Consider the following 25,589-nt stretch of genomic DNA (forward strand, 5'->3'; position numbering starts at 1 on the left):
TCGCTCGCCGTCCGACGGCGGCCGGACCCGGGAGGTGGCGGCCGGGCCGGCCGCGACCGTGGCGGCCCACGACCGACGGCCCTCGCCCAGGTGGTGCACCAGGTCGAGCAGCGTCCACTCGGGACAGGTCGGGACCGGCACGTCCAGGCTGGCCGCCGTCGAGACGGCGGAGCGGAAGGCCTGCGACCGCTCGTCGATGAGGCGCAGCAGGTCGGGGAACTCGAGCTCGCTCGTCACGCCGGATGTCTACCACCCGGGCGCGCCCGCCCGACAGCGCTTTTCCGGCCCGACTGACGTGGGGCCCTACGATGGAGCCTCGTGACCGTCACTGACACCGCCGCTGCCCGTGCCCGCCTGCTCGAGATCATCCGAGAGAAGGCGATCGTCCACGGTCGCGTGACCCTCAGCTCCGGCAAGGAGGCCGACTACTACGTCGACCTGCGCCGCATCTCCCTCGACGGGGAGGCCGCGCCCCTCGTCGGGATCGTCATGCGCGAGCTGACCAAGGACCTCACGTATGCCGCCGTCGGTGGCCTCACGCTCGGCGCCGACCCCGTCGCGACCTCGATGCTGCACGCGGCCGCGGCCGCCGGTGAGCGCCTCGACGCCTTCGTCGTGCGCAAGGCCGGCAAGGCGCACGGCCTCCAGCAGCGCATCGAGGGGCCGTCGATCACGGGTCGACGGGTGCTCGTCGTCGAGGACACGACGACGACCGGTGCGTCGCCGCTCGCCGCCGTCGAGGCAGCCCGTGAGGACGGCGCCGAGGTCGTCGCCGTCGCCACCATCGCCGACCGCGCCACCGGCGCCGGCGACCGGATCACCGCCGAGGCCGGCGTGGAGTACCGCTACGCCTTCTCGCTCGAGGAGCTCGGGCTCGCCTGAGGGCCTCCCGGGCGCCGCCCGACGCGCACCTCGAACCCCGCCCGCAGCGCCTCGACGGACGACGGTGGCGTGATCACCGTCGCGACGCCGGCGCGCGGGCGCTCGACGGGCGTGGCGGCATACGTGTTGTCGGGCAGCCACGGCAGCAGGCCGCCGCTGGTGACGACGGCAGGACCCGAACCCAGCAGCACGTAGGTGCCGTCGGGCACGTCACCCCAGGCGTAGGCATGCAGCCGGCGGGTGCGCCGCCGCGGGTCCCAGCGCTCGTCGTGGAGCAGCCGGTCGAGACCGGGCGCCGGCAGGTGGGTCGTGCGGTGGCTCGCCGCGACGAGGTCGCGGAACCGGCTGAAGTCGGCGCGACGGCACTCGGCGCACGGACGATGCCCGGCCGCGAGGGCGAGCGCCTCGTCGAGGAAGAAGAGCGGCGTGTAGTGGCTGGGGTCCCACTGCCGCACGCGGCGGTCGCGGAACTTGAGCAGGCACGTGATCCACGCGCGTCCGACGTGGTGCCGGCGGACGTCGCGCGTGCCGGCGCCGTCGTGGAGGCGGCCCCGGTTGCCCATGAGGTCGCCGCGCCCGGGGGCGGCGACGACGTCGCCGAAGGGGTCGACCCGGTTGCGGGCCGGTGCGTCGAGGCCGCTCACTCGAGGACCTCGAGGACGACGTCGGCGGGGTCGCCCTCGCCGAGACCCTCGGCGTGGCGGACCGCCTTCTTGACCGGCAGCACGTAGGCGCCCCGGCTCGCGTCCGGGAAGACGGACGTCGTCCACGACGTGGCTCCGACGGTCGCCCGGACGCGCACCGAGCCGAAGCCCCGCGACGGCCGCGGGACCTCGCGGATGCGTGCCGACGCGTCGTCGCCGACCGTCACGAAGAACCATCCCGTCTGCGCCTCCCAGCGCCACAGGTCGGCCGTGAACCGGAGCGTCGTCATGCGTCCACGCTAGGGCCCGGCACCGACAGGAACCGGGCGAGCAGCGCCTGCGTCGCACCCGCGACCCGGTCCGCACGCGTGCGCCCAGCACTAGGATCGGCTCGATCGGCACACCGACCCGCCGCCCTCTATCGGGAGAACCCATGATCATCGTCTGGATCCTGCTCGGCCTCGTCGTGCTCCTCGCCGTCGTCGGCGTCGTCATGTACAACGGCCTCATCGGCCTGCGCAACAAGGTCGAGGAGGGCTGGCGCCAGATCGACGTCGAGCTGAAGCGTCGCCACGACCTCATCCCCAACCTGGTCGAGACGGTCAAGGGCTACGCGTCGCACGAGCGCGGCACGCTCGAGGAGGTCATGCAGGCCCGGTCCGCCGCGATGTCGGGCGCGTCGACCCCCGCTGCGGCGGCGCAGGCCGAGGGCCAGCTGAGCCAGGCGCTCGGTCGCCTCATGGCCGTCGCCGAGGCCTACCCCGACCTCAAGGCCAACCAGAACTTCCTCGCCCTCCAGCAGGAGCTGACGAGCACCGAGGACCGCATCGCGAGCTCGCGCCGCTACTACAACGCCCTCGTGCGCGAGCTCAACACCAAGGTCGAGTCCGTCCCCTCGAACATCGTCGCCAACATGGCGGGCGTCAAGCGCGCCGAGTACTTCGAGACCCCCGCGACCGAGGCCGTCGCCCCGAGCGTCGCCTTCGGGGGCGACAGCGCCGTCGGGGGCTCCGGCACCCCGGCCGTCTCGGCGTCCACCCAGCCCGGTGCCGTCGGCGGCTCGTCGACCCAGCCGGGTGGCGCGCCCGGCGCGCTGCCGCAGGCCCAGGCCCCCGGTGCCACCCAGCCCGACCCGACGTCCGACTCGGCCGGCCCGGGCACGTCCGGCGCCTGACCGGAGGGTGTTCGGGGCGTCAGCCCTTGACGTACGAGAGCTTCTCGCAGACCTTGCCGTCGCGCAGGCGCACGACGTCGATGCCGCGCACGTGGCCGGGCGAGCCGTCCGGGGCGACCCAGGAGAAGCGCCAGCGCAGCACCCCGCGGTCGCCGGCGACGAAGGACTCCTCGGCCGTGAAGAGCGGGCTGCCCGTCTCGGTGAAGAGCGACTCCCACACCGAGCGCACGTCGGTCGCGCCCTCATGGCGTAGACCGTCCGGCGCTGGTCCGGTGGCCTCGAAGACGCAGTCGTCGGTCATGAGCGACATGATCGCGTCGACGTCGCCCCGTCCGAACGCCGCGACGAAGGCGGTGAAACCCGCATGGTTCGGACCCCACGTGGCATCCCGTCCGAAGCGCGCGAGGAGGTCGGTCTGCGCGTCGCCGCCGGACGGCATACGCGGTCCGACGGCCCCGCCGGAGCGGTAGGCCTCCTCCATGCGGTCGAACCACGTCGCCACGTCGGCCACGAGCCCCGGATCGAGCGCGCGGTCCTGCCCGATCGCCGCGGCGAGGTCCCAGCCGTGCACGAGGTGGTCGGCCACGAGCTGGCGGACGTACTCGTCCATCGACTCCTCGCCGTAGGACAGCTGCACGGTGCCGTGCGAGGAGAGCTTCTCGGCGACGGTGCCGAGGGCCTCGGTCGCGGCCGACGCCGCGGCGTCCCGGGCGTCCTCACCGAGGAGGTCGCCGTCGAGGCGGCTGCCGACGTCGGCGATGGTGCGGCCGCGCATCAGCGGCGAGGTCCAGAGGTCCTCGCCCGTCACGTGGTTGACGAGGTCCCGCACCGTCCACTCGCTGCACGGCGTCGGCAGGCCCCACTGGTCGTCGGCCACCGAGGCGACCTGCTGCGACCACCACTGCACGCTGCGGCGGTAGGCGCCGCCGAGGTCGGACCCGGTGTGCGGGGTCTCGGTCGTTGCCTCCATGACGTCCTCCCATCACCCCTGCAGCACCAGTGTGCCCCGGGCTCGGGAGGCGCGTCAGGACATCACGTCAAGACGCGGTCAGGAGGCGCGGTCAGGAGGCGCGATCGCTGCCCGTCGCGTGGTCCGCGATGTCGCCCGCCGCGTCGGCGGTCTCGGCAGCGAGCGCCTTGGCCCGGCGGCGGTGCTTGACGAACTCGTAGACCATCGGCAGCAGCGACACGGCGACGACGAGCAGGATCGCGACCTCGATGTTGTCGGTGAGCCGCGGGAAGGCCTGCCCGAGGAAGTAGCCGAGCAGGGTGAGGCCGGCCGCCCACAGCACGGCGCCGACGGCGCTCCACGTGAAGAAGCGGCGGCGCTCCATCCGGCTGACGCCGGCCACGACGGTGATGTAGGTGCGCACGATCGGGACGAACCGGCCGATGACGAGGGCCTTGTTGCCGTGCCGGTCGAAGAAGTCCGTCGTCTGGTCGAAGTACTTCTTCTTGAGCACCTTGCCGTCGCGGGCATAGAGCGGTGTGCCGAGGGCCCGACCGATCTCGTAGCCGACGACGTTGCCGAGGAAGGCCGACGCGCACAGGATCACGATCGCCACGCCGAGGTTGACGTGCACCTGGCCGGTGGCGATGAACAGGCCCACCGCGAAGAGGAGGGAGTCGCCGGGCAGGATCGGGAAGAGGAGGCCGCACTCGATGAAGACGATGGCGACGGCGATCCAGAAGAAGGCCTCGCCGTACTGCTGGAGCAGGTAGGTGGGGTCCATCCACTTGGGGCCGAGGGCCGGCGCGATGGCCGGCAGGACGGAGGCGAGTGCGTGCATGGGTGACAGGGTATGCCGTGTGCCCGGGAGCGCCTGAATCCGCGCTGTCAGCGCGCTGTGGGGTCTCGAGCGGGTCTCGAAGGGATATCGATGGGACGACGTCCCTTCCGTCGGCGCGCGGACCCGGTTCACGATGGACGCGGGAGCGAAGGAGGAGTGGCGGCACCTGCCGGACACTCGGGGTCGAGGACGCTGCGGCGCCCACGACGGCGCGCGTGCCGTCCTCCTCCTGATCCCGTTGCGCGTGCGGCCGCGTCGTCAGGCGATGGGCAGGTCCGCGAGGTTCACGGCGGCCACGGCCACGGTCGCGATGGCGGCCACGACGAGCAGCAGGCGCGCCGGCCGGTAGCGGAAGCTCGACAGGACGCCGGAGAAGAAGAGTGCGACCGCGAGCAGGATGGTGTTGATGACGTAGTCGTGCGCCGTTTCCCCGGCTTGGAGCGCCTGCTTGCCCGAGGCGTCCGCCTTCGCGGTGGCCGCCTGGTAGGGCCCGAGCTGGTCGTCCATGTAGCTCGTGTCGTCGACGAGCCTCGTCGGGGTGCCGCCGGCCCGGATCTCGGCCTCCCACCGGTCGATGACCGGGAGCAGCTCCTCGCGGATCAGGGTCGCGCGGTAGAACGCCACGAGCTGGGTGTTCTTCGCCTGCACCGCCTGCGCGTACTGCGCGATCATGCTGCTGTCGTAGCTGACCTTCTGGGTCGCGACGCCGAACAGCCGGCTGGCCTCGACGCGCTGGTCGGTCGAGGTGCTCGTCGCGGTGCTCTGCGCCCCGCTCCACTGGGACGCCTGGTAGCCGCACCAGGCCGTCCCGACCGTCGCGAGCCCGAGGACGAGCACCGTGACCATCTCGATGAGACGGTCGACGAAGGAGCCCTCGCGGTTCATTGCTGCTCAGTGCCCGGAGGCTGGTCGGCCGCCGCGGCGGCGCCCTGGCCAGCGGCAGGGTCCTCGCGGACCGTGAGCCCCATCCGGCCGGGACCGTAGCCGGGACGGCGACGGCCCACCTGAACGCCGTCCGAACGCTGCACGAGGTCGCGCCACAGGTCGGTCTCGCGGTAGCGCCAGGCGTCTTCGCGTGCGGTCGTGATCTCCTGCTCGAGCCGGCCGTCGTTCTGGGCCTGGGCGATCCGCGTGGCGGCCTCGGCCTCCTCGAGAGCGAGCTCGAACGTGGCGCGCACCGTGGCCTGGATGACCTCCCCCGTCCGGCCCAGGTCGACCGGCCCGAGTACGAAGCCGGTGACGCGGAGGCCGTGCTCCTCCAGCGCGGCGGTGACGGCCTCCGCGAGCCGGGTCTCGGTGTCGGAGCGGGCGCGCCCGAAGAGGGTCTCGACCGTGACGGCGGGGTCGCTCAGGGCCCGGCTGATCGCCCGGCCGCTCTCGTCCCGGACCAGTCCGTGGACGCCCTCGGGCCCGAACCGCTCGTGCACCGTGCGCAGCCGCTCGGGGATGATCGCGTAGCGCACCGTGTACGCGACGCCGGCCAGGGCCCGGTCACCGAGGGCGCAGCTGAGGCTGGGGCCGGTGCGGTCGAGCTGCGACACCGCCGACGACGCGTCCTCGCCGGCTCGATAGGCCATCTCCACCGACGGGTACTCGACGACCATCGTCTTGCGCAGGAGCGGCACCCAGTGCCGGCCGGGCGTCAGGGAGTGGTCGGTCGCCCGGCCGTTCTTGAGCACGAGGCCGAGGGCGCCGGCCGGCACCTTGATCATCGAGGCCGTGACCACCATCCACGCGAAGATCGCGAGGATCGGCACGAGGAGCACGACGAGGATCACGGTGGCGGCGGTGCTCATGACCGGCTCCGGCCGGTCGCGGCGAGCGTGGTGACCGAGCCGGTCGCCGGGGTCGTGGAACGCATGGCAGGTCTCCTGTCGCCACCGGACCGCCCCGGTGGGTCGTCCGGCCGTTCGCCCGGTCGTTAGTCTTCCGGGCATCCGATGTGACTCCAGACTGAACCGGAAGGGGACCCGTGGCATCGCCTGAAGGGGGTGAGACCCCGAACGGGCCGGACGCACCGAACGGCCCGACCGTCGCGGTCGGGGTCGGCCCGTGGCAGGGCCCGCGCCCGTCCGGCGACCACTGGGACCCCGAGCTGCTCGAGCACGGCGACCGGCGCAACGTCGTCGACGCCTACCGGTACTGGCGCCACGACGCGATCGTCGCCGACCTCGACGCCCGACGCCACGACTTCCACGTCGCCGTCGAGAACTGGGGCCACGACTTCAACATCGGGTCGGTCATCCGCACGGCGAACGCCATGGGCGCCCGCGCGTTCCACATCGTCGGCAAGCGGCGGTGGAACCGACGCGGGGCCATGGTCACCGACCGCTACCAGCACGAGCACCACCACCCGGACGCCGCCGCGCTCGCCGCGTGGGCGCGGGGCGAGGGGCTTGCCCTCGTCGGTGTCGACAACCTGCCCGGCTCGGTGCCCATCGAGACGTTCGACCTGCCGCGCCGGTGCGTCCTCGTCTTCGGCCAGGAGGGCCCCGGGCTGTCCGAGCCGATGCGGGCCGAGTGCACGGCCGTGCTCCACATCGAGCAGTTCGGCTCGACCCGCTCGATCAACGCCGGCGCGGCTGCTGCCATCGCGATGCACGCCTGGGTGCGCCGGCACGTCTTCGACCAGCGGGTGTAGCTCAGCCCTGCGGGTCGCGACCGCGCCAGCGCAAGGGCTCCTCGGCATACTCCTCGACGACGTGGGCGGCGACGCCGACCGACCTCGCGACCTGGAAGACCACCTCGCCCGACTCGGCGGGCAGGCCGAGGGCGTGGAGCACGGCGGCGCTCGCGAGGTCGATGTTGGGCAGCGCTCCCGTGCGCTCTGCGACGAGCGCCGCGAGCGCGTCGACGCGCCGCCGCAGCCGGGCGGTGCCGCGCCGACGCCACAGGGCCTCGAGCACGACGTCGGCGCGCGGGTCGCCTTCGGGGTAGAGGAAGTGTCCGAAGCCGGCCACCACGCTCCGCTCGCGCAGCGACCGCGCCACGAGCACGGCGGGGTCGACGCCCTCGGCGAGCAGCGCGTGGGCGGCTACCGGGGCCGCGCCGTGGAGCGGGCCGGCCATCGCGGCGTACGCGGCCGACAGGCAGTCGTGGAGCCCGGCGCGTGTCGAGGCCGCGACGCGCGCGGCGACGGTCGAGGCGGTGAGGCCGTGGTCGAGGAGGGCCACGAGCAGCACCCGGAGCACGGCGACGTCGCCGCCGGCCGTCGGGTCCCCGCCGAGGGCGGTCAGCGTCAGGGCCGTGAGGTCGCCGGACCGGGCGCGGGCCGCCGGACCGAGCGACGAGGCCCCCGCCAGGGCGAGCGCGGCCCGGACCGCGGGCAGCGCCGCGTGCCTGACCCGCTCGGGGTCCGTGTCCGAGGAGAAGGGGTCGGCCGCCGCGAGCAGCTGCACGGCCACGGGCATCCGCCGCTCGAGCGGCAGACTCGTCAGGTCGATGGCGGCCGTCTCCGGCAACCCCGAGAAGCCTTGCGGCACCGTCGTCCCCAGCACGACCCCCGCAGCCTCCTCGAGCGACCGCAGGGCGACGACGTCGCTCAACGCGCGGCCGCGGTAGAAGAGCTCCCCTTCTGCCTGTCGGCTCACGGCGGTGGCGATGCTCCGGAAGCGCAGGACCGGCTGCGGTCCGCCCGGGGGACGGGTCGCCGAGGCCATGGCGTCGATCTGCGCCCGGTCGAAGAGGCTCTCCTGCTGGCCCGGCCGGCGCTCGCTCCGCAGCAGCCCGCGGCTGACGTACGCGTAGAGGGTCGCCCGTTTGACGCCGAGTCGCTGGGCGGCCTCCGTCGTCGTGATCCACGTGCCTCGTGCGGTCGTCACGTCGCCTCCGGGCGGGTCTGGTCGATGGGGTTGATCGGGTCAACCGTTGACGAGATCAACATTGACGATGTTGATCAACATCGCTGAGAGTGACGAGTGAACCTGAAAGGAGGACCCCATGTCCACCACTCCCACCGGATTCATCACCGTCCCGAAGGGTCTCGCCAGGGTCGTCGTCACTGACACCGAGCTCGGCGACGTCCGCGGCGACGAGGGCTTCTTCCACTACCGGCAGTACTCCGCCGTCGAGCTCGCCGAGCAGGTCGGTTTCGAGCAGGCCTGGCACCTGCTCGAGCGCGGCCACCTGCCCGACGACGCGGAGCTGGCGGCCTTCACCGCAGAGGTGGGGCGACTACGCGTGCTGCCGCCCGGCCTCGCCGACCTGCTCCCCGCCATCTGCGCGACGACCACCGACTCGCTCCAGGTGCTGCGCACGACGCTGTCGGCGTGGGGCGGCATCGCCGGCCTGCGTCCGCTCTACGACTGCGACGAGGACGAGAAGGCCGCGGCCGCCCTGGCGGCCGTCGCCGTCACGCCGACGATCCTCGCGGCCGCGCATCGTCTCCACCACGGGCTCGAGCCGGTGCCGGCAGACCCGACCCTCGGCCACGCCGAGGACTACCTGCGGATGGTGACGGGGCGGCTGCCCTCGGCGCGGGACGCCCGCGCCGTCGAGCAGTACCTCGTCGCGACGATGGACCACGGCTTCAACGCCTCGACCTTCACCGCGCGGGTCATCGCGAGCACCGGCGCCGACCTCGCGGCCTGCCTCGTCGGGGCCATCGGCTCGTTCTCGGGCCCGAAGCACGGCGGCGCGCCGAGCCGGGCGCTCGAGGCCCTCGACGAGATCGGCATCCTGGACCGGGCCGACGGCTGGGTGCGCGACCGCATCGGGTCCGGCGACCGGATCATGGGTTTCGGCCACGCCGTCTACCGCACGCGCGACCCGCGCTCGGAGATGCTCAAACAGATCGCCCGCGGCTGGGACGACCCGCTCGTCGACCTCGCGGTCGGGGTCGAGGACGCCATCGAGGGTGCGCTGGCCGAGCTGAAGCCGGGGCGCGAGCTGCACGCCAACGTCGAGTTCTACGCCGGCGTCGTCATGAAGCTCGCGGGGCTCGACCCGTCGATGTTCACGCCGACCTTCTGCGTCGCGCGCGTCGTCGGCTGGACGTCCAACGTCCTCGAGCAGAGCCGCGACCCGAAGATCATCCGGCCGGCCGCACGCTACGTCGGGCCGCCGCCGCCCCAGCCGGTGCCCACCGGCACGCGCGCCCCGCAACCGGCCTGACCGGGGGAGGGCATCGAGCAGGCCCCGACGCATCCGGTTGCCGGGGCCTGCTCGGCGCGACCGGGGGAGCATCCGGTCGCTGGTGGTCGCCCGGAGCCCTCCGAACGTCATGTCCACGGTAGGACAGAATCGGAGTCTCGGGTCGACGTTCAGGTCAGGACTCGACAAGGTGGTGTCAAGGAAGGGTAGGCATCGCGTAAGGAGGGGGCTCGGGGTGTCACGAACGTCGGTCGAATCGCCCGGTAATGCGGCATTCGTCCGGTTCTGGGTCGCCGATGCCGTCTCCAACCTCGGCACGTTCGTCTCGGCGCTCGCCCTCCAGCTGCTCCTCATCGAGACCCTCCACGCCGACCAGACCGAGCTCGGGATCGTCCGGGCGGCGACGTGGCTGCCCTACCTCCTCTTCGGCATGCTCGCCGGCGTCGTCGTCGACCGGGTGCGGCGCCGGCCGCTGCTCGTCGCGGCCGACCTGCTGTGCGCCCTGCTCATCGGCACGATCGGGGTGCTCGCCCTGACCGGCCACCTGACGGTGCCGCTCGTCGCCGTCCTCGTCTTCTGCGCCGGCTCGGCCTCGATGTTCTTCAGCGCCGCCCACCTGTCGTTCCTGCCGACGGTCGTGCCGGAGACCCGCCTCGCCTCGGCGAACGCCCGGCTCGCCCAGACGTACGCCGCGACGCAGTCGCTCGGTCCGCTCGTCGGCGGTGCGCTGGTGCGGCTGCTGTCCGCGCCCGTCGCGGTGCTCGTCGACGCCGTGTCGTATGCCGTGTCGGCCCTCGTGCTCATGACGGTCCGCGTCGAGGAGCGGGCTCCCGAGCGCACCCCCGAGCGGCACGTGTGGCGCGAGCTGCGCGAGGGCGCGGCCTGGGTCTACGGGCACACGGTGCTGCGCCCGTACGCCATCTCGCTGCACCTCTGGTTCTTCGCCAACGCCATGGTCACGACGGTCCTCGTCTACTTCGCCACGACTGAGCTGCACCTCGACCCGCTCGCGGTCGGGCTCGTCCTCGCGGCGACCGGCGTGACCGGCGTCCTCGGAGCGGGCCTGTCCCCGCGACTCGGCGTGCGCTTCGGCACCGGCCGCGTGATCACGACGACGGAGTGGCTGAGCCCGGCGGCATACGCCCTCCTGCTGCTCGCCCAACCGGGGCCGTATGCCATCGTGTGGCCGCTCGTCGCCAACGCGCTCTTCGGCCTGGCGATGGGGCTGCGCGACCCACTCGACATGAGCTACCGCAACCTCGTGACGCCCGACCGGCTGCGCGGGCGGATGAACGCGACGATCCGGTCGCTCAACTGGGGCTCGATCGCCGTCGCGGCTCCCCTCGGGGGCCTCGTCGCCGCGACGTGGGGCAACCGGGTCGCCATCGCCATCGGGGTGGTCGGGCTCGCCGTCGCGGCCCTGCTGCTCTGGAGCTCGCCGTACCGTCACGTGACGGCGCCGGGTGAGCGCCCGGTGCAGGGCCGCGCCTGAGGTCAGTCCGCCGTGCGCAGGGCCTGCGTCCACGACATCCGGCCCCGGGTCTGCATGAGCGACCGGCGGTAGACCTTCTCACCGATGACGACGGTCACCGCGGAGAAGGCTGCCATGAGCAGGAGGGCCACGACGGGCTCCCACCAGGCGGCGTCGCCCGCGATGATGCGGCCCGGCATCGCCACGACCGACACGATCGGCACGAAGGAGGCGACCTTGAGGGCCGTGCCGGTCAGGGCGAAGCTCGCGAAGTAGACGAGCATGAGCAGCGTCGTCAGGGGGGAGGTCGTCGACTGGAGGTCCTCGGTGCGCGAGGCGAGCGCGCCCGCGACGGCGAAGAGACAGGCCAGGGCGAAGAAGCCCACCGCGAAGAAGAGGACGAACCACACGACCGCGGTCGAGAGCGCCGGCAGCAGCGAGGACCACTCGGTCAACGACACGGCCACGAGCCCGACCCCGGCGAAGAGCACCACCTGGCCCATCGCGATGACGGAGTTCCCGACGACCTTGCCCGCGAGCAGGGCGCGCAGCGGGATCGCCGTCGCGATGATCTCGACGAGCCGCGACTGCTTCTCCTCGACGACGCTCGCGGCGATCTGCTGGCCGAACATCAAGGCGCCCATGAAGAAGAGCAGCGCGAAGGCGAAGGTGGCGGCCTGCACGAAGCCGCGGTTCGTCGTCTGCCCGTCGAAGCGGTCGGCGCCCAGGGTCGCCCCGCGCTCGAGGGCCTCGACCGTCGTGCCGGCCGCAGCCGCGTTGCGGTCGAGCGCGGCGTCGCGCACGGCTCCCTCGAGGGGTGTCCGCAGCGACACCTCCACGTCGTCGCCGGACGTCAGCGTCCAGCCGGCCGACGTCTCGTGCAGCCACGCGTCGACGTCGCCCCGGTCGACGGCGGCGCGCGCCGCGTCCTCGCCCGGGACCGTGCTCGGGGTGATGACGACGGTGTCGCTCGTCGAGCGCGCGGTCGACGCGGCCTGCTCGACGAGGCGTGTGCCCTCGGCCGACGACACGGCGATGGTGTAGGTGGTCGTCTTCCCCGCCTGCCACGCCGAGAAGGCCGCGAAACCGGCGATGAAGACGAGCGTGAAGAGCGTGGAGAAGAGGAACGTGCGGTTCGTGACGCGGACGACGACCTCGCGCACGGCCACGATGAGCCACGGACGCCCGCCCCCGGACGTCTGCTCGTCGGCGGGCCCGGAGGCCTCGCCGGCGCCGGCGGTGTCGGGGTCCGGTCGGTGCTGGAGGGTGGTCATGCCGTCACCTCACGGTAGATCTGGGCCAGGGTGGGTCGCTGCGGCGAGAACTCGTGCACCTCGCCGCGTCTCAGGGCCTCCTCGAGGAGAGCCCGTTCGGCGCCGTGCTCGACGATCTCGAGCAGGGCCGTGTGTCCCTCGACGTCGACGGCGTGCACGCCACCGACACCGCGCACCCACCCGGCATCGACCGAGAGGACGAGCCGGTGCCGCGAGATGGAGGTCGCGCGCAGCTCGTCCGGGCTGCCCGACGCGACGACCCGACCCTTGGCGAGCACGACGAGGCGCTCGCAGAGCCGCTCGACGAGGTCGAGCTGGTGGGAGGAGAAGAGGACCGGAACTCCGCGTGCGGTGTGCTCGCGCAAGAGGTCGGCCATGTTGTCGACGGCGGCGGGGTCGAGGCCGCTGAACGGCTCGTCGAGCACGAGCGCCCGGGGCCGGCCCATGAGCGCGGCGATGATCTGGACCCGCTGCTGGTTGCCGAGCGAGAGCTTCTCGACGTGGTCCTTGGCGCGCTCGGCGAGACCGAGGCGCTCGAGGTGGATCGTCACCGAGGCCTTGGCCGCCGAGGCGCTCAGGCCGCGGAGCCGTCCGAGGTAGACGAGCTGGTCGAGCACCGCCTGCTTGGGATAGAGCCCGCGCTCCTCGGGCATGTAGCCGAACTGCCGCCGGTCGAGGGCGGTGATCGGGCGACCGTCCCAGAGCACCTCGCCGCCGCTGGGCGACAGGACCCCCATGACCATGCGCATCGTCGTGGTCTTGCCGGCGCCGTTGCCGCCGACGAAGCCGGTCAGCCGGCCGGCCCCGACCGTGAAGCTGATGTCGTCGACGGCCCGGATCTCGCCGAAGGTGCGGGTCAGGTGCCGCAGCTCGATGTCGGCCGTGGCGCGTGGTCTGGTCAGGCGGTCCCCGTGTTCGCTCATGCCACCCACGCTAGGCCGCGCGGGGGTGCACAGGATCAGCCGTTCGGCTGATCCTCGGGGTCCCCCCGGAGGATGAGACCTGCCTCGTAGGCCAGCACGACCGCCTGGACGCGGTCGCGCAGGTGCAGCTTGGCGAAGACGTTGGACAGGTGCGTCTTGACCGTCGCCTCACCGACGAAGAGCCGGGCGGCGATCTCGGCGTTGGAGAGGCCTCGACCGACGAGACCGAGCACCTCGAACTCGCGTGGCGTGAGGTCGTCGAGCCGCGGGTCGCGGTCGTCCCGCCGTGGGGCGGCCTCGGCGTCGACGACCGGCCCGTTCGTCATCTGCTCGATGACGCGCCGCGTCACCTCGGGGGCGAGCAGGGCGTGGCCACCCGAGACGGCCCGCACCGCCTCGATGAGGTGGTCGGCGTCGGCGTTCTTGAGCAGGAAGCCGCTCGCCCCGGCGGCGAGGCCGGCGAAGACGTAGTCGTCCCGGTCGAAGGTCGTGAGGATGACGACCCTGGCCAGGTCGTCGGCGACGATGCGCCGGGTCGCCTCGATGCCGTCCATGACCGGCATCTGCACGTCCATGAGCACGACGTCGGGTCGCAGCTCGCGGGTGAGCCGCACGGCCTCCTCGCCGTCGCTCGCCTGCCCGATGACCTCGATGTCGTCCTCCACCGAGAGGATGAGCGAGAAGCCGGACCGGACGAGCAGCTGGTCGTCGACGAGCAGCACGCGGACGGGTGCCCTCACGAGGCCTCCTCGGGCAGCGGCATGCGCACGCGGACGCGGTAGCCGCCGGTGACCCGGGGCCCGATCTCGCTCACGCCGCCGTGCGTCGACAGGCGCTCGCGGACGCCGAGGAGACCCAGGCCGGTCCCCGACGTGCCCGACCGCGGCCGCCCGCCGTCGAGCACCTCGACCTCGGCGTAGCCGTGCGCGAAGCCGTGCTCGGGTCGCCGGTCGACGCGGACGAAGACCGTCGCGGACGAGGCCGTCGAGTGCCGCCGCACGTTGGCGAGCGCCTCCTGCGCGGTGCGGTAGAGCGAGAGCCCGAGGGGTGCCGGGACGGAGGCGGCCGCGCCGGGCACGTCCTCGACGACGTGGCACTCGACCTCGAGGCCGTGGGTCGAGGCCTCACGGGCCAGGGTCGTCACGTCCGCGAGCCCGGGCTCGGGCGCCCGGGTGCGGCCCCCGGGTCCCGACCCGTCCGACGTCCCCTCGTGGTCGTCGGCGCGCAGCGTGCCGAGCAGCCCCCGCATCTGGGCCACGGCGTCGCGCGACGACGTCTCGACCGAGCGCAGGGCACCCTCGGCGGCATCCGCGTCGCGTCGCAGCACGCGACGGGCCGCGGCGGCCTGGATCCCGATGACCGAGACGTGGTGGGCGACGACGTCGTGGAGCTCACGGGCGATCCGCAGCCGCTCCTCGACGACGGCCTGCCTCTGGAGGCTCGTGGCCTGGGCGTCGATGGTGCGGGCCTGGGCGGCGAGGCGGTCGCGCTGGAGCGCGGCGCGCCAGGCGGCCTGGCCGCCGATGATGGCGCCGCCGAAGTAGAAGACGTTGATGAGCAGGGTGTAGACGACGTAGGCGCCGGCCGGGCTGAAGAGGCCCTGGTGGACGAGGGGCTCGTCGCCGCGGCTCATCGCCTCCTCGACGCCGCTGCCCACCGCGAGCTGCCAGGCGAGCCAGCCGAACATCAGCAGCACGACACCGGCGACGACGCCGAGCATCGCCTGCCGGTCACGTGCCCAGGCGACGCCGGTGAAGAGGGCGAGGAAGTAGACGACCTGCATCGGCATCGACACCGCGACCGCCGGCATGAGCAGGCCGAAGACGAAGAGGTGCAGCGACAGCCCGGCCGCGACGAGCAGGGGCCACCGGTGACGCCAGATGAGCGGGAGCGTGCCGAGGGCCACGGCGACGTGCGGCCAGACCCACGAGTCCTGCTGCGCGCCGAGTGAGTCGATGCTGCGCAGCAGCTCGACGCCGAGCGACCCCGCGACGAGGAAGCCGAGGGCGACCCAGAGGTCGGCACGCCGCTGGCGCGGCGAGTTGTCGGGGACCCGCTCCCAGTCGGTGTCGACACCGAAGTAGGCCCTCACCCGCGCCACGAGGGCAGTCCACCGGCCGTCCATGGGGGCCAGCCTAGGCAGACCGGTGCCCGTGCCGGTTCCCCCTCGAGGTGGAGGGCCTGGCGGCGGTAGGTTCGGGCGCATGGGTGTCACCTCCTCCGTCCTCGACGTCCCGACGATGCGCTCCCGGCTCGACCGGCTGCGACACCACGCGGCAGATGCAGGCGTCGCGGCGACCGTCGTGTCACCCGGCTCCGACCTGCGCTACCTCACCGGCATCGCGGGCTCGTCGTTCGAGCGGCTCACGGCGCTCGTCGTGCCGAGCGACGCCGCGGTCGCCCCCGTCTTCGTCTCTCCTGCGCTCGAGTACGCCGGTCTCGGTCACGTGCCGCTCGGCGAGCTCGGCGTCGAGGTGCGCACGTGGGTCGACGGCGAGGACCCCTACGCCCTGGCGCTCGGCGGAGTGCCGACCGGTCGCGTCGCGGTGTCCGACATGACACCGGCCCTGCACCTGCTGCGGCTGCGTGACGCCGGGGCGGCGGACCAGCAGCTCGCCGGCCCGGTCCTCCGCGAGCTGCGGATGCGCAAGGACGCGGCCGAGCTCGCGGAGCTGCGCGCGGCCGGCGCCGCCATCGACCGCGTGCACGCCCGGGTCGGGGAGTGGTTGCGCGCGGGTCGCACCGAGGCCGACGTGGCGGTCGACATCGCCGCTGCGATCGTCGAGGAGGGCCACGCCACAGCCGAATTCGTCATCGTCGGGTCGGGGCCCAACGGCGCGAGCCCGCACCACTCCGTCAGCGACTGTGTCATCGAGGACGGCGACGTCGTCGTCGTCGACATCGGGGGCCCGCTGCCCTCGGGCTACGGCTCCGACAGCACGCGCACGTATGCCGTCGGGTCGCCCCGCGAGCCCGACGTGGCCGAGGCGTATGCCGCGCTGCAGGCGGCGCAGCAGGCGTCCGTCGAGTTCGTGCGGCCCGGCGTGACGTGCGAGGCCATCGACCGCGCGGCCCGCGACGTGCTCGCGGCGGCCGGTCTCGCGGAGCACTTCATCCACCGCACCGGCCACGGCATCGGCCTCGACGGTCACGAGGAGCCCTACATCGTCGCCGGCAACGACCTCCCGGTCGAGCCCGGCATGACCTTCAGCATCGAGCCGGGCGTCTACCTCGCGGGCCGCTGGGGCGCACGCATCGAGGACATCGTCGCGGTGACCGACGACGGTGTCGAGCGCTTCAACACGAGACCCACCGACCTCGTCGTCCTCTGACCTGGAACGGGTGTGACGACCGGGCCACTCGAGCGTCGAGTGGCCCCGCTCTCCCAGGGGCCCAGGTGGCCCGACCTCAGGAGTCGAAGCCCACGCCGATCCGGTCGAGCGCGCGGAGCCACAGGTTGCGCCGGCCGGTGCGGTCCTCGGCCGCGAGCGACGACCGCGTGGCGCGCACGGCGGCATACCGGATCGGCTCGGGCGGGAAGGGGATCGGCTTGCGCCGCACCATCCCGAGCCGGGTGAGCTCGGTGTCCTTGCCGTCGACGAGATCGAGGGCGACGGCCGCGCCGAAGCGGGTCGAGGCGACGCCCAGCCCGGTGTAGCCGACGGCATACGCCATCCGCCCGCCGAGCGCCGTGCCGAAGACCGGCGTGAAACGGGACGTCGTGTCGATGACGCCGGCCCAGCGGTGCGTGAAACGGATGCCCTCGAGCTGCGGGAAGAGGTCGAGGAAGTGGTCGGCGAGCAGCCCGTGCGAGGCATCCGACTGCTCGAGCGCCGGGTCGATGCGTCCGGGGAAGTGGTAGTTCGCGTCGTAGCCGCCGAAGAGCACCCGGTCGTCGAGCGTCCTTCGGTAGTAGTGGAACTGGTTGCCCGCGTCGGTCAGTCCCTCGCGCCCCTTCCAGCCGATGGCGTCGAGCTGGGCCGGCGTCAGGGGCTCGGTCATGAGGACGTGGTCGTAGACGGGCAGCACCCACGCGCTGAAGCGCTTGAGCACGCCCTGCGACGCGTTCGTCCCGATGACGACGCGTCGCGCGTGGATCGAGCCCTCGTCGAGCGTCACCCTCACGCCGTCGCCTTCGGTGTCGAACCCCGTTGCACGCGTGTGCTCGTGGAGCCGCACGCCGAGCGACTCGGCCGCGCGGGCCAGCCCCCAGACCAGGCGCGCGGGGTCGACGAGCGCGACCTCGGGGTCGTACATCCCGGCGAGGTAGCGCGGTGAGTCGACGCGGGCCCGCGCCTGCGCGGCGTCGAGCAGCTCGACCGGGACGCCGTGGGCGCGGTGCAGCTCGAAGGACTCGCGGACGGAAGGGACCTGGTGCTCGGTGAGGGCCAGCGTCAGCTCGCCGGGCACGTGGTGGTCGGCGTCGATGCCGTAGGCCGTCAGTGTCCTCTCGATGCCCGCGACGTTCTCGGCCGCGAGCCGGTCGAGGGTCTCCATCTCGTCGGGCCAGCAGCCGACGCCCTGGGCGAGGCCGTGGGTCAGCGAGGGCGCCATGAAGCCGCCGTTGCGCCCGGACGCGCCGTCGGCCAGCCGGCCGGCCTCGACGACGACGACGTCGCGCGACGGGTCGGCCTCCTTGGCCTGGATCGCGGCCCACAGCCCGGTGAACCCGCCGCCCACGACGAGCAGGTCGGTGCGGGGCGCTGCGCCCGTCAGGGGCGCCCGCGGGTCGGGCCGCTCGGGACGGTCGGTCCAGAAGGGGACGGGGCGCGCGTCGGCGAGAGCCGTGGCGGCGCGGGGCGAGAGCGGGGAAACAGGCATGACGAGACGGATCAGACCATGCTTGGCTGGTGCCTGTGAACCCCCGTTCGTTCCAGAGCGATGCCGCGCCGGCGTCGGCGCCCCTGCCCGAGCAGCTGCTCCGGGTCTTCCACGACCAGACGCGCGCCCCCGTCCCGCTCGGGACGGCCGAGCGCCCGCTCGAGCTCGACGGCCCGGTGCGCAAGCACTACGACCTCGACCCGGCCGGCCACTTCGCGATGGTCGAGAGCCCGGACGGTCTCGGTGACGACCCCGACGGTCTCGTCCTCCGGGTGCGTGACTTCTTCGCCCAGCGCGGCCAGAAGGTCGAGTGGAAGACCTACGACTACGACGAGCCGAGCGACCTCGGCGCGCGCCTCGAGGCTGCAGGCTTCGTCCGCGAGGACGACGAGGCGCTGATCCTCGGCGAGGCCGGCCCACTCGCGGCGCAGGACCTCGCGCTGCCCGAGGGCGTCGTCGTGCGTGCTGCCGACGGCTTCGAGGACTTCGCCCGGATGCGCACGATGTCCGAGACGGTGTGGGGCGACGACCACGCCTGGGTGACCGAGTCGCTCTATCCCGAGTGGGTCGCCCGGCCCGACTCGATGGACGTCGTCGTCGTCGAGGAGTCCCGCGAGGGGCCGGTCCTCTGCGCGGCCCGTGGTGAGTACGACGCGAGCGGGTTCACCGGCCTCTGGGGTGGCTCGACGCTGCCGGAGTGGCGGGGCCGTGGGCTCTACCGGGCCACGCTGCTCCACCGGGCCCGCCTCGGCCTCGACCGCGGCAAGGAGTACGTCCGCGTCGACGCCTCGCCCGACTCCGAGCCGATCCTCCGTCGCCTCGGCCTGCACCGCGTCGCGACGACGACCCCGTACGTCTTCGATCCCAGGGCCTGACGGGGCGACGGTGGTGACGCGGGCGCCACGGCGGCGCGCAGCCACGGCCGCTCGTGCCGCCCTGGCCGCCCTGGCCTTCGGGGCGCTGGCCACCACGCTCCTCGGCGCGTGCACCACGGAGAGCGCCGACCCCGCCGTCCGCAGCGCCACGTCGACGACGGGGACGGCCCAGCCCGATCCCGGGATGACCTTCATCGAGGCCGCCCCGCGGTGCACCACGACGCGGCCGCTCACCGGCACGGGCCGTGTGCCCCTCGACGCCGTCTTCCCCGGCGCCGAGACGAGCGCGTTCCCCGCCCCCAAGGAGGCGGTGCCGGGTCCCGACGCCGCCGACCGGGCGCAGTGTCCCGGCGAGCTGCCCTCCCGACCGCAGTGCGACGGCCTCGTGCCGTGGACCGGCCTGCTCAACGATGCGTTCATCCCGGCGAGCCGGGCGCGACGCGTCGTCGAGGGCTACCTCCTGACGATGCCCAAGCAGGCCGGCAACCAGGCCCCGCCCGAGAGCTCGGCCGGCACGAAGGTCGTCACCTTCAGCCTCGTCGACCTCGCCGCAGGCGACCCGGGAGGCCTCGTCGCCTATCTCGACGCCGCGTTCACGACCTGCGCGAAGGCGTCGCCGAGCCGGGTGGCCGGGGTCGGCGCCCGCATCGGGACGGTCCCCTCGGAGTACGGCGCCGGGTCCGCCGAGGTGGTCCTGCTGCGCCGCGGAGCCCACCTCGTGTGGGCCACGCTCGACGGCAGCGGGTGGCGGCCGGGGGAGCAGCAGAGGGCCCTCGCAGTGCTCGTCGCGCGCCTTCTCTGAGCGGGCGCTCACCGGTGGGTGGGCACCCGTGGGCACGCGGCGGCATACGTGGCAGGATTCACGGCGGATCGTGAACCCGCTCACCAGACAGCAGGAGTAGCAATGCCCATCGCCACCCCCGAGGTGTATGCCGACATGCTCGACCGCGCGAAGGCCGGCTCCTTCGCGTACCCCGCCATCAACGTCTCGAGCTCACAGACGCTGAACGCCGCGCTCAAGGGCTTCGCCGACGCCGGCTCCGACGGCATCATCCAGGTCTCGACGGGTGGGGCCGACTACCTCTCCGGCCCGAGCATCAAGAACATGGTGAGCGGCTCGCTGGCCTTCGCGGCCTACGCGCACGAGGTGGCCAAGAACTACCCCGTCAACATCGCGCTGCACACCGACCACTGCCCCAAGGACAAGCTCGACTCCTTCGTGCGCCCGCTCCTCGCGGCGAGCACCGAGCGCGTCCAGGCCGGCGGCACGCCGTGGTTCCAGTCGCACATGTGGGACGGCTCGGCCGTGCCGCTCGACGAGAACCTCCAGATCGCCCAGGAGCTGCTCGCCCTCGCCAAGGCCGCCAACGTCATCCTCGAGATCGAGGTCGGCGTCGTCGGCGGCGAGGAGGACGGCGTCGAGGGAGCCATCGACGACAAGCTCTACTCGACCCCCGAGGACGCCATCGCGACGATCAAGGCCCTCGGCTCCGGCGAGAACGGCCGCTACCTGACGGCCCTCACCTTCGGCAACGTCCACGGCGTCTACAAGCCGGGCAACGTCAAGCTGCGCCCCGAGATCCTCCTGCAGGCCCAGCACGCCGCCGCCACGGAGCTCGGCCTGACGGACGATGCGCGCCCCTTCGACCTCGTCTTCCACGGCGGCTCGGGCTCGCTGCCCGAGGAGATCTCGGCCGCCGTCGACAACGGCGTCATCAAGATGAACGTCGACACCGACACGCAGTACGCCTTCACGCGCGACATCGCCGGCTGGATGATCGGCAACTACGCCGGCGTGCTCAAGATCGACGGCGAGGTCGGCAACAAGAAGCAGTACGACCCCCGCGCCTGGGGCAAGTCGGCCGAGGAGGCCATGGCCAAGCGCGTCGTCGAGGCCTGTGACGCGCTGCGCTCGGCGGGCACGCACCAGTGAGCGACAACCTGCTCGGCATCCCCGAGACCCGGCTCGCCGTCGACCCGGCCGCCGAGAAGCTCGACGCCGGGGTCGACCCGGTGCAGGTGGCGGCGACGTACCCCGCGAGCTCGCTCGCGTGGGCCGTCCTCGCCGAGGACGCGCTCGCCGACGGTGACCGCGACGTCGAGGCGTACGCGTACGCCCGCACCGGCTACCACCGGGCGCTCGACTCGCTGCGCAAGTCCGGCTGGCGCGGCCAGGGTCCGGTGCCGTGGTCGCACGAGCCCAACCGCGGCTTCCTGCGTGCGCTCGCGGCCCTCGCCCGGGCGGCGCGCGCCATCGGCGAGAGCGACGAGGAGGCCCGCTGCACGCAGTTCCTGCGCGACAGCTCGGCCGAGGCGGCGCGCGAGCTCGGTCTCTGACCGGCCTGCTCGGCCACTGCACCGCATGACGCTCTTCTGCTCCGACGTCGACGGCACGCTGCTGGACCACCGACGCACGCTGTCCTCCCGCACCGTGGCCGCCATCCGGGCGGTGCGGGAGGCCGGCCACACGTTCGTGCTCTGCAGCTCGCGCATGCCCGCGTCCCTCGAGGGTCTCGAGCGTCTCTGCGGCGTCGAGCCCACCCCGCTCATCGCGTACAACGGCGGGCTCGTGCTGCGTGCAGACCGCTCGGTCGTCACCGACGTCGCGATCACGCCCGACGACGCGAGGGCCACGTATGCCGTGTGCGAGCGGCTCGCGCTCCACGCGAGCTTCTTCGCCGGGGACGACTGGTACGCCTGGGGTCCCGACGAGTGGACCGAGCGCGAGGCGACGATCACCGCCGTCGACCCGAGCCCGGAGTCGGCGCACGACTACGTGTCGGGCGGTCGCGTCGACGTGCAGCCGCCGCACAAGGTCATGGCGATGGGCGAGCCGGCGCTCGTCGACGAGCTGGAGGCGGCGCTCACGGGTCGAGCCGGCCTCGTGACCTACCGCTCCAAGGCGACCTACCTCGAGATCGCCAACGCCGCCTGCTCCAAGGGTGACGGGCTGCGCGCCCTCGCCGACGAGCTCGGCGTCGACGTCTCCGACACGGTCTTCTTCGGCGACAACCACAACGACGTCTCGGCCTTCGCCGTGGCGGGCACCGCGGTCGCCGTCGCCAACGCCGTCGACCCGGCCCTCGACGCGGCCACGGTCGTCACGGGCCACCACCGCGAGGACGGCGTCGCCGCCTACCTGGAGGACTGGCTCGCCTCGCACTGACCGGTGCGCAGCTGGACCGGATCGGCCCGTCGCTTGCGCGCTGCACGCTGGGTGGCGAGGCGATCGTCGCCGCCACAACTCCGCCGGGGCGGAGCAATCGGGGCCGGGTGGCCCGATCCGCCTCACCTTTCTCCACCGGGGCGGAGGAATCGGGGTCGGGTGGCCCGATCCGCCACCCCAACTCGGCCGGGGCGGAGAAGCCGCGTCCGGGGCACGGGTCTCGAACCGATAACCTTGCGGTTGGCTTGGACCACAACCGGAAGGCAGACCGATGCCGGCAATCGTGCTCGTCGGAGCGCAGTGGGGTGACGAGGGCAAGGGCAAGGCGACCGACCTGCTGGGCAGCAGCGTCGACTACGTCGTCAAGTTCAACGGCGGCAACAACGCCGGCCACACCGTCGTCATCGAGAAGGACGGCAAGCGCGAGAAGTACGCGCTGCACCTGCTGCCCTCCGGCATCCTCAGCCCCAACTGCGTGCCGGTCATCGGCAACGGCGTCGTCATCGACCTCGGCGTCCTCTTCGAGGAGCTCGACGGTCTCGAGGCGCGCGGCGTCGACACGAGCAAGCTGCTCGTCAGCGCCAACGCGCACGTCATCCCGAGCTACAACCGCACCATCGACAAGGTGACCGAGCGCTTCCTCGGCAAGCGCCGCATCGGCACCACCGGCCGCGGCATCGGCCCGACCTACGCCGACAAGATGAACCGCGTCGGCATCCGCATCCAGGACCTCTACGACGAGGGCATCCTGCGCCAGAAGGTCGAGGCCGCCCTCGAGCTGAAGAACCAGGTGCTCGCGAAGATCTACAACACCCGCGCCTCCGCCGTCGACGACGTCGTCGAGGAGCTGCTGTCGTATGCCGCCCGCCTCGCTCCCATGGTCGCCGACACGAGCCTCGTGCTGACCCAGGCGCTCGACCGCGGCGACACGGTGCTCTTCGAGGCGGGGCAGGCGACCCTGCTCGACGTCGACCACGGCACCTACCCCTACGTCACGTCGAGCAACGCCGTGTCGGCCGGCGCGTGCACCGGCTCCGGCGTGCCTCCGACCCGGATCGACTCGGTCATCGCGATCCTCAAGGCCTACACGACCCGCGTTGGCGAGGGTCCCTTCCCGACCGAGCTGCACGACGACAGCGGCGAGTTCCTCCGCAAGACGGGCGCCGAGTACGGCACGACGACCGGACGCCCGCGCCGCTGCGGCTGGATGGACACCGTGGTCGGCCGCTACGCGACCCGCATCAACGGCGTCACCGACTTCGTCATCACCAAGCTCGACGTCCTCACCGGCCTCGAGAAGGTCCCGGTCTGCGTCGCCTACGACGTCGGCGGCGTGCGCCACGACGAGATGCCGGTCAACCAGACCGACTTCCACCACGCGACGCCGGTCTACGAGGAGCTCGACGGCTGGTGGGAGGACATCACCGGCTGCCGCAGCTTCGAGGACCTGCCCGCCAACGCCCAGGCCTACGTGCTGCGTGTCGAGGAGCTCATCGGCGCCCGCGTCTCGGCGATCGGTGTCGGCCCGGGCCGCGACGAGATCATCGAGCGCTTCCCGCTCAAGCCGGCCGTCGCGAACTGACGCGGTCGCGCGGTCGCACGCACACGGCATACGAAAGCCTCTGTAACTGAAGGAAACCCATGACTGAAGAGGTCACCCCGCTCGACTGGGTCACGCGTCTGGCCGACGACGTGATCGCCGAGGCGCAGGAGCGCCACCCCGGCGAGACGATCATCTGCGCGTCGGGCATCAGCCCGTCCGGACCGATCCACCTCGGCAACTTCCGCGAGCTCATCACGCCGCACCTCGTCGCCGACGAGATCAAGCGGCGGGGGATCGACTGCGAGCACATCCTCAGCTGGGACGACTTCGACCGCTTTCGCCGCGTGCCGAAGAACCTTGCGGGAGTGGACGACTCGTGGGAGCTGTACATCGGTATGCCGCTGACCTCGGTGCCGCCGCCCGCCGGCTCGGCGCACGCGAGCTGGGCCGACCACTTCAAGGCGCCGCTCCTCGAGGCCATGGTGGCCACGGGCATCGAGGTGCGCCAGATCAGCCAGACCGAGCAGTACCGCGCGGGCGTCTACCGCGACCAGGTGCTGCTCGCGATGCGTGAGCGCTTCGCCATCGACAAGGTGCTCGACCAGTACCGCACGCTCGAGGCCGTCGAGGCGGCGCGCCAGAAGTCCAGTGGCAAGGGCAAGGGCAAGGGCGGCGGCGGTGGTGGCGGCAGCAAGGCGGCGAAGCTCACCGAGGAGCAGGCCGCCGCGGCGACCGAGGCCGAGCGCGGCTCCGGCGCGGCGTCCGAGGACGACGGCAGCGAGGGCAAGGCCGGCTACTACCCGTTCAAGCCCTTCTGCTCCTCGTGCGGCACCGACTTCACGACCGTCACGGCCTACGACGACGACAGCCACGAGCTGACCTACGACTGCACGAAGTGCGGGCACACCGAGACCGTCGACCTCGACACCTTCACGAACGGCAAGCTCGTGTGGAAGGTCGACTGGCCGATGCGCTGGGGGCACGAGCACGTGATGTTCGAGCCGTCGGGGGTCGACCACCAGAGCCCGGGCAGCAGCTTCGTCGTCGGCAAGGACCTCGCGCCGATCTTCGGCTGGGAGCGGCCCGTCGGGCCGATGTACGCCTTCGTCGGCATCGCCGGGATGGCCAAGATGAGCTCGAGCAAGGGCGGCGTGCCGATCCCCACCGACGCGCTCGAGGTCATGGAGGCGCCCGTGCTGCGCTGGCTCTACGCTCGGCGCCGGCCCAACCAGAGCTTCGACGTCGCCTTCGGTCCGGAGCTCCAGCGCCTCTACGACGAGTGGGATGCCTTGGGCCGCAAGGTCGCCGACGGCTCGGCCCAGGCAGGCGACCTCGCCGCGCACCTGCGCGCCACGTCGACGGCCGCGGGTCCGCTGCCCTCGACGCCGCGACCGATGTCCTTCCGCACCATCGCGTCGGTCATCGACGTGACGCAGGGTGACGAGGAGCAGGCCGTCCGCATCCTCAGCGAGCTCGAGCCCGACAACCCCGTGGCCTCCACCGACGACCTGCGGCCCCGGCTCGACTGCGCCGAGCGCTGGATGCTCGGCTACGTGCCCGCCGAGGACCGCACCATCGTGCGCACCGAGCCGGACGCCGAGCTGCTCGGCAGCCTCGACGAGCAGCAGCAGGAGTCGCTGCGCCTGCTCGCCGAGGGGCTGGACGGGCACTGGTCGCTCGACGGCCTGACCCACCTCGTCTACGGCGTGCCGAAGATCCAGCGCGGCATCGACCCGGAGGCCAAGGTCAAGGACCCCGAGCTGTCGGCCGCCCAGCGCGCCTTCTTCGTGCTCGTCTACCGGCTGCTCGTGTCGAAGGACACCGGCCCCCGCCTGCCGACGCTGCTGCTGGCCGTGGGCGCCGACCGGGTCCGCAGCCTCGTCGGCCACTGAGGCAGCGAAAGAGCAGCTCGCCCGAGCTGGGCGAGCTGCTCTT

The 25,589-nt window shown here is 72.7% G+C and carries 26 protein-coding genes; 13 read left to right on the plus strand and 13 right to left on the minus strand.

Annotated elements, in window-relative coordinates:
* A partial coding sequence (locus AC1DW8_RS22075; protein WP_478095886.1) for a maleylpyruvate isomerase N-terminal domain-containing protein occupies window positions 1-237 on the minus strand: 237 nt, incomplete at its 3' end.
* Between the two features lie 81 nt (window positions 238-318).
* Here AC1DW8_RS22075 and pyrE point away from each other — a divergent pair.
* Complete coding sequence (pyrE, locus tag AC1DW8_RS22080; protein WP_056772055.1) at window positions 319-882, plus strand: orotate phosphoribosyltransferase; 564 nt, start codon at window positions 319-321, stop codon at window positions 880-882.
* On the opposite strand, the gene AC1DW8_RS22085 is transcribed toward pyrE, so the two are convergent.
* Together AC1DW8_RS22085 and AC1DW8_RS22090 are read right to left on the minus strand one after the other, a co-directional pair.
* A complete protein-coding gene (locus AC1DW8_RS22085; protein ID WP_478095887.1) occupies window positions 846-1,526 on the minus strand; it encodes a hypothetical protein in 681 nt (226 codons plus the stop codon). The two genes, pyrE and AC1DW8_RS22085, sit on opposite strands and share 37 nt — an antisense overlap.
* Complete coding sequence (locus tag AC1DW8_RS22090; protein WP_478095888.1) at window positions 1,523-1,816, minus strand: DUF1905 domain-containing protein; 294 nt, start codon at window positions 1,814-1,816, stop codon at window positions 1,523-1,525. The genes AC1DW8_RS22085 and AC1DW8_RS22090 overlap by 4 nt, the downstream gene beginning before the upstream one ends.
* A gap of 143 nt (window positions 1,817-1,959) precedes the next feature.
* On the opposite strand from AC1DW8_RS22090, the gene AC1DW8_RS22095 reads away from it, so the two are divergent.
* Window positions 1,960-2,700, plus strand: a complete 741-nt coding sequence (locus tag AC1DW8_RS22095) for a LemA family protein (RefSeq protein ID WP_478095889.1) — start codon at window positions 1,960-1,962, stop codon at window positions 2,698-2,700.
* A 19-nt stretch (window positions 2,701-2,719) separates the two neighbouring features.
* Here AC1DW8_RS22095 and AC1DW8_RS22100 read toward each other — a convergent pair whose 3' ends face one another.
* The 4 genes from AC1DW8_RS22100 to AC1DW8_RS22115 form a co-directional block, all read right to left on the minus strand.
* A complete protein-coding gene (locus AC1DW8_RS22100; protein ID WP_478095890.1) occupies window positions 2,720-3,670 on the minus strand; it encodes a TIGR03086 family metal-binding protein in 951 nt (316 codons plus the stop codon).
* A gap of 91 nt (window positions 3,671-3,761) precedes the next feature.
* Window positions 3,762-4,490, minus strand: a complete 729-nt coding sequence (locus tag AC1DW8_RS22105) for a DedA family protein (RefSeq protein WP_442296751.1) — start codon at window positions 4,488-4,490, stop codon at window positions 3,762-3,764.
* Window positions 4,491-4,748: 258 nt separating this feature from the next.
* Window positions 4,749-5,375, minus strand: coding sequence for a hypothetical protein (locus AC1DW8_RS22110; RefSeq protein WP_056772040.1), 627 nt, complete (start codon window positions 5,373-5,375; stop codon window positions 4,749-4,751).
* On the minus strand, window positions 5,372-6,286 hold the full coding sequence (locus AC1DW8_RS22115) for an SPFH domain-containing protein (RefSeq protein ID WP_478095891.1): 915 nt from the start codon (window positions 6,284-6,286) through the stop codon (window positions 5,372-5,374). The genes AC1DW8_RS22110 and AC1DW8_RS22115 overlap by 4 nt, the downstream gene beginning before the upstream one ends.
* Window positions 6,287-6,462: 176 nt before the next feature.
* Between AC1DW8_RS22115 and AC1DW8_RS22120 the strand changes: the two genes are divergently transcribed.
* Complete coding sequence (locus AC1DW8_RS22120) at window positions 6,463-7,131, plus strand: TrmH family RNA methyltransferase (RefSeq protein WP_056772038.1); 669 nt, start codon at window positions 6,463-6,465, stop codon at window positions 7,129-7,131.
* A gap of 1 nt (window position 7,132) precedes the next feature.
* Here AC1DW8_RS22120 and AC1DW8_RS22125 read toward each other — a convergent pair whose 3' ends face one another.
* Window positions 7,133-8,311 carry a citrate/2-methylcitrate synthase gene (locus AC1DW8_RS22125; RefSeq protein ID WP_478095892.1) on the minus strand — a complete coding sequence of 393 codons (1,179 nt, stop codon included), beginning with the start codon at window positions 8,309-8,311 and terminating at the stop codon, window positions 7,133-7,135.
* A 118-nt stretch (window positions 8,312-8,429) separates the two neighbouring features.
* On the opposite strand from AC1DW8_RS22125, the gene AC1DW8_RS22130 reads away from it, so the two are divergent.
* On the plus strand, window positions 8,430-9,602 hold the full coding sequence (locus AC1DW8_RS22130) for a citrate/2-methylcitrate synthase (RefSeq protein WP_478095893.1): 1,173 nt from the start codon (window positions 8,430-8,432) through the stop codon (window positions 9,600-9,602).
* A 214-nt stretch (window positions 9,603-9,816) separates the two neighbouring features.
* Window positions 9,817-11,073, plus strand: coding sequence for an MFS transporter (locus AC1DW8_RS22135; protein WP_478095894.1), 1,257 nt, complete (start codon window positions 9,817-9,819; stop codon window positions 11,071-11,073).
* A 2-nt stretch (window positions 11,074-11,075) separates the two neighbouring features.
* On the opposite strand, the gene AC1DW8_RS22140 is transcribed toward AC1DW8_RS22135, so the two are convergent.
* Genes AC1DW8_RS22140 through AC1DW8_RS22155 form a run of 4 tightly spaced genes read right to left on the minus strand, consistent with a single transcriptional unit; the run spans window position 11,076 to window position 15,374 of the window.
* Entirely contained in the window at window positions 11,076-12,326 is a 1,251-nt protein-coding gene (locus AC1DW8_RS22140; protein WP_478095895.1) for an ABC transporter permease, read from the minus strand.
* Window positions 12,323-13,249, minus strand: a complete 927-nt coding sequence (locus tag AC1DW8_RS22145) for an ABC transporter ATP-binding protein (RefSeq protein WP_478095896.1) — start codon at window positions 13,247-13,249, stop codon at window positions 12,323-12,325. Before AC1DW8_RS22145 ends, AC1DW8_RS22140 begins: the two co-directional genes overlap by 4 nt.
* Window positions 13,250-13,284: 35 nt before the next feature.
* A complete protein-coding gene (locus tag AC1DW8_RS22150) occupies window positions 13,285-13,989 on the minus strand; it encodes a response regulator transcription factor (protein WP_478095897.1) in 705 nt (234 codons plus the stop codon).
* Window positions 13,986-15,374, minus strand: a complete 1,389-nt coding sequence (locus AC1DW8_RS22155; RefSeq protein WP_478095898.1) for a sensor histidine kinase — start codon at window positions 15,372-15,374, stop codon at window positions 13,986-13,988. The genes AC1DW8_RS22150 and AC1DW8_RS22155 overlap by 4 nt, the downstream gene beginning before the upstream one ends.
* Window positions 15,375-15,453: 79 nt before the next feature.
* Here AC1DW8_RS22155 and AC1DW8_RS22160 point away from each other — a divergent pair, with 79 nt between their 5' ends.
* Window positions 15,454-16,581, plus strand: coding sequence for a M24 family metallopeptidase (locus tag AC1DW8_RS22160; RefSeq protein WP_478095899.1), 1,128 nt, complete (start codon window positions 15,454-15,456; stop codon window positions 16,579-16,581).
* A gap of 76 nt (window positions 16,582-16,657) precedes the next feature.
* On the opposite strand, the gene AC1DW8_RS22165 is transcribed toward AC1DW8_RS22160, so the two are convergent.
* The gene (locus tag AC1DW8_RS22165; protein WP_056822565.1) at window positions 16,658-18,070 is read right to left on the minus strand and encodes an NAD(P)/FAD-dependent oxidoreductase; all 1,413 of its coding nucleotides are present in this window, start codon (window positions 18,068-18,070) and stop codon (window positions 16,658-16,660) included.
* 29 nt (window positions 18,071-18,099) lie between these two features.
* On the opposite strand from AC1DW8_RS22165, the gene AC1DW8_RS22170 reads away from it, so the two are divergent.
* From AC1DW8_RS22170 to lysS, 7 genes are all read left to right on the plus strand, one after another.
* On the plus strand, window positions 18,100-18,945 hold the full coding sequence (locus AC1DW8_RS22170) for a GNAT family N-acetyltransferase (protein ID WP_156415425.1): 846 nt from the start codon (window positions 18,100-18,102) through the stop codon (window positions 18,943-18,945).
* Window positions 18,946-18,958: 13 nt separating this feature from the next.
* Entirely contained in the window at window positions 18,959-19,747 is a 789-nt protein-coding gene (locus tag AC1DW8_RS22175) for a hypothetical protein (protein WP_478095900.1), read from the plus strand.
* Between the two features lie 102 nt (window positions 19,748-19,849).
* Window positions 19,850-20,878, plus strand: a complete 1,029-nt coding sequence (gene fbaA / locus AC1DW8_RS22180) for a class II fructose-bisphosphate aldolase (RefSeq protein ID WP_056822563.1) — start codon at window positions 19,850-19,852, stop codon at window positions 20,876-20,878.
* Window positions 20,875-21,282, plus strand: coding sequence for a DUF3151 domain-containing protein (locus AC1DW8_RS22185; protein ID WP_056751827.1), 408 nt, complete (start codon window positions 20,875-20,877; stop codon window positions 21,280-21,282). Before fbaA ends, AC1DW8_RS22185 begins: the two co-directional genes overlap by 4 nt.
* Window positions 21,283-21,307: 25 nt before the next feature.
* Window positions 21,308-22,111, plus strand: a complete 804-nt coding sequence (locus tag AC1DW8_RS22190) for a Cof-type HAD-IIB family hydrolase (protein WP_056822562.1) — start codon at window positions 21,308-21,310, stop codon at window positions 22,109-22,111.
* A gap of 271 nt (window positions 22,112-22,382) precedes the next feature.
* Window positions 22,383-23,693 (plus strand): adenylosuccinate synthase, encoded by a 1,311-nt coding sequence (locus AC1DW8_RS22195; protein ID WP_056771996.1) that lies wholly within the window; start codon window positions 22,383-22,385, stop codon window positions 23,691-23,693.
* Between the two features lie 59 nt (window positions 23,694-23,752).
* Entirely contained in the window at window positions 23,753-25,546 is a 1,794-nt protein-coding gene (lysS, locus tag AC1DW8_RS22200) for a lysine--tRNA ligase (protein ID WP_478095901.1), read from the plus strand.
* Window positions 25,547-25,589: the final 43 nt, after the last annotated feature.

The organism is Terrabacter sp. P2_E3 (genome assembly GCF_056403915.1).

What these genes read in the sequence shown, in the direction of transcription:
- AC1DW8_RS22090 (WP_478095888.1), bottom strand. Translation starts at nt 1,816, where the DNA reads ATGACGACGCTCCGGTTCACGGCCGACCTGTGGCGCTGGGAGGCGCAG.
- fbaA (WP_056822563.1), top strand. Translation starts at nt 19,850, where the DNA reads ATGCCCATCGCCACCCCCGAGGTGTATGCCGACATGCTCGACCGCGCG.
- lysS (WP_478095901.1), top strand. Translation starts at nt 23,753, where the DNA reads ATGACTGAAGAGGTCACCCCGCTCGACTGGGTCACGCGTCTGGCCGAC.
- AC1DW8_RS22095 (WP_478095889.1), top strand. Translation starts at nt 1,960, where the DNA reads ATGATCATCGTCTGGATCCTGCTCGGCCTCGTCGTGCTCCTCGCCGTC.
- AC1DW8_RS22130 (WP_478095893.1), top strand. Translation starts at nt 8,430, where the DNA reads ATGTCCACCACTCCCACCGGATTCATCACCGTCCCGAAGGGTCTCGCC.
- AC1DW8_RS22155 (WP_478095898.1), bottom strand. Translation starts at nt 15,374, where the DNA reads ATGGACGGCCGGTGGACTGCCCTCGTGGCGCGGGTGAGGGCCTACTTC.
- AC1DW8_RS22160 (WP_478095899.1), top strand. Translation starts at nt 15,454, where the DNA reads ATGGGTGTCACCTCCTCCGTCCTCGACGTCCCGACGATGCGCTCCCGG.
- AC1DW8_RS22100 (WP_478095890.1), bottom strand. Translation starts at nt 3,670, where the DNA reads ATGGAGGCAACGACCGAGACCCCGCACACCGGGTCCGACCTCGGCGGC.
- AC1DW8_RS22110 (WP_056772040.1), bottom strand. Translation starts at nt 5,375, where the DNA reads ATGAACCGCGAGGGCTCCTTCGTCGACCGTCTCATCGAGATGGTCACG.
- AC1DW8_RS22165 (WP_056822565.1), bottom strand. Translation starts at nt 18,070, where the DNA reads ATGCCTGTTTCCCCGCTCTCGCCCCGCGCCGCCACGGCTCTCGCCGAC.
- AC1DW8_RS22190 (WP_056822562.1), top strand. Translation starts at nt 21,308, where the DNA reads ATGACGCTCTTCTGCTCCGACGTCGACGGCACGCTGCTGGACCACCGA.
- AC1DW8_RS22195 (WP_056771996.1), top strand. Translation starts at nt 22,383, where the DNA reads ATGCCGGCAATCGTGCTCGTCGGAGCGCAGTGGGGTGACGAGGGCAAG.
- AC1DW8_RS22140 (WP_478095895.1), bottom strand. Translation starts at nt 12,326, where the DNA reads ATGACCACCCTCCAGCACCGACCGGACCCCGACACCGCCGGCGCCGGC.
- AC1DW8_RS22105 (WP_442296751.1), bottom strand. Translation starts at nt 4,490, where the DNA reads ATGCACGCACTCGCCTCCGTCCTGCCGGCCATCGCGCCGGCCCTCGGC.
- AC1DW8_RS22115 (WP_478095891.1), bottom strand. Translation starts at nt 6,286, where the DNA reads ATGAGCACCGCCGCCACCGTGATCCTCGTCGTGCTCCTCGTGCCGATC.
- AC1DW8_RS22145 (WP_478095896.1), bottom strand. Translation starts at nt 13,249, where the DNA reads ATGAGCGAACACGGGGACCGCCTGACCAGACCACGCGCCACGGCCGAC.